Source organism: Methanobrevibacter sp., from assembly GCF_030539555.1.
Lineage (GTDB): Archaea > Methanobacteriota > Methanobacteria > Methanobacteriales > Methanobacteriaceae > Methanocatella.
Map to the genome: position 1 here is coordinate 1 of NZ_JAUNXX010000140.1, position 1903 is coordinate 1903.

A 1903-nucleotide genomic window follows, 5' to 3' on the forward strand; every position below is an offset into this window, starting at 1 on the left:
ATTTTGAAATGTTGACCACGAAATCAGATCAGCCATCTGCAAACCTTTGTAATTCATTGAATCCACATGTTCTATTTTAATAGGTTGCTTTTGAATATTGTTTAAATTATTTAAAAATAGTTCATTAAAATTAATTATCTCTTCTTGTTTGTTTTTTGATTTATCAATGAATATGAAAGTTGGTTTATCGATGTTAATTAATTTAGCTAATTTTGAAGCAAGAATATCATATGTTTCTTTATTGTCATACTCATATCCTATTTTATATCTGTTTTTCTTATCAAAAACTATAATAAAAACTTCATAATCAAGGTTTTTTAATTTTTTAAGGATTTTGATTTTTAAGTCATAAGGCAGATTTCCGCCTTTGATTTCATTGGATGTCTTCATTTTCTTTTTAGATGATCTCCTTGTTTTCTTGATTATTTTTTCCAACTTCTTTGAATCCTCAACTTTGATTGCTGCTATGATAAAATACTTGGAACTAGTTCTTTTAGTTCCCAAATCACCACTTTCATCAATGTAAACAAAAGACATCTTCAAAACCTGAATTATTTTAATTTTTATCAACTGCATAACATAGCAGCGTTAGAATAATGAAATATTAATGTTTAAAAATTTATTATTTGCCCAGATATAAATTTTCTTGGCTCCATTTTAGATAAGTCATTTAACAAATCTTTTGAATAATCAATGAAAATTTTAGTGTTATTGAATGTTTCCATAGCTATTTTCTCATCAAAAATATCCCAGTTTATTTGTAAAAACTCTGAATTTAATTCCTTAATATTACAGAAAAATTTAAACAGGTTCTTATCAAATAGGTCTTCATCAACATAATTTATTTTAAGCAGATATATCAAGCCCTCAAGAGTTTTGCATTCTATGTTTTTCAATACAAACAATGCCTTGATAACAGAATACATCGCCAAAAAACATGAATTGATTATAAAGGGATAATCTTCCATATTAAAATAGAGTTCACAGATTTCCAGGTGTCTTTTAGATTTACTAATCCATGCATCAATTATCATATTATCGCCTGTAAAAATAGTCAGTATGGGATTCCTGATTTTCATAAGTGCTTAAAAGAGGATGGGCTTTTAATATAAATCTTTCACGGCCATCATAGCTGGTTCTCTCAAACCATGTATAATCATCAACAATCAGCTGAATGTTTTTTAATTCACATAACCCCCAGTCATCATCATAGAAAACATTATATTTTTCTAAAAATTCATCAGATTTTACAACATTTCCTTCAACTACTAAAATAACATCATTCAAATCGAGATTATATTCGTTTAACAGACTACTAATTTCATCAACCAAATTTATCATACATTACATTCTCCAAATTTGAAAATAATATCTGAAACTATGTAAATAATATAAAAAAGAAAATAAATATAGTTTTTGTTGTAAATAAAAGCAATATAACACTATGAAATCAATATTATTATATGAAATCAATATTTCGATTAGAAACAATGAGTATTGAAACAAACATGATACTATAAATAGTTCTATTGACATAAGGTTGATAATTCAATATCATTTTTTTGAGTTAGTATAAATTTTTTCACAAAACATTAATCATCAACCAACATGATTTTTTTATTTTTAATAAGAATGATTTAAATCATAAAATAAGTAATCTGAAGAGTTTTAAAAAATTAATCATCAACCAAAAAATATGTTAATCATCAACTAGTAAATCATCGGCATTGATCTAAACACCAATGGTTTTTGCCATACTGGTGATGGCGGTTTTGACACTTCCATTTGGGCCTGCAAAAACGATGACTTCAGGAAGTCTTTTAAAATATTTTCTTAAAACCCGCCTCTGAATATTATTTTTGAGTCATGTCTTTAATCTTACGTATGTAAAGAATTGCTATAA

3 protein-coding genes are annotated in these 1903 nt (G+C 26.1%); all 3 read right to left on the reverse strand.

From position 1 onward, the window contains the following. The coding region (locus Q4Q55_RS10540; RefSeq protein ID WP_303372749.1) for a DUF3800 domain-containing protein at nt 1-537 on the reverse strand (537 nt) is incomplete at its 3' end. Between the two features lie 74 nt (nt 538-611). After that, nucleotides 612-1034 carry a HEPN domain-containing protein gene (locus Q4Q55_RS10545; protein WP_303372750.1) on the reverse strand — a complete coding sequence of 141 codons (423 nt, stop codon included), beginning with the start codon at nt 1032-1034 and terminating at the stop codon, nt 612-614. A gap of 1 nt (nt 1035) precedes the next feature. Next, complete coding sequence (locus tag Q4Q55_RS10550; protein WP_303372751.1) at nt 1036-1341, reverse strand: hypothetical protein; 306 nt, start codon at nt 1339-1341, stop codon at nt 1036-1038. Nucleotides 1342-1903: the final 562 nt, after the last annotated feature.

Coding starts and splice junctions, on each gene's coding strand:
- Q4Q55_RS10550 (WP_303372751.1), bottom strand. CDS start 1,341: ATGATAAATTTGGTTGATGAAATTAGTAGTCTGTTAAACGAATATAAT.
- Q4Q55_RS10545 (WP_303372750.1), bottom strand. CDS start 1,034: ATGATAATTGATGCATGGATTAGTAAATCTAAAAGACACCTGGAAATC.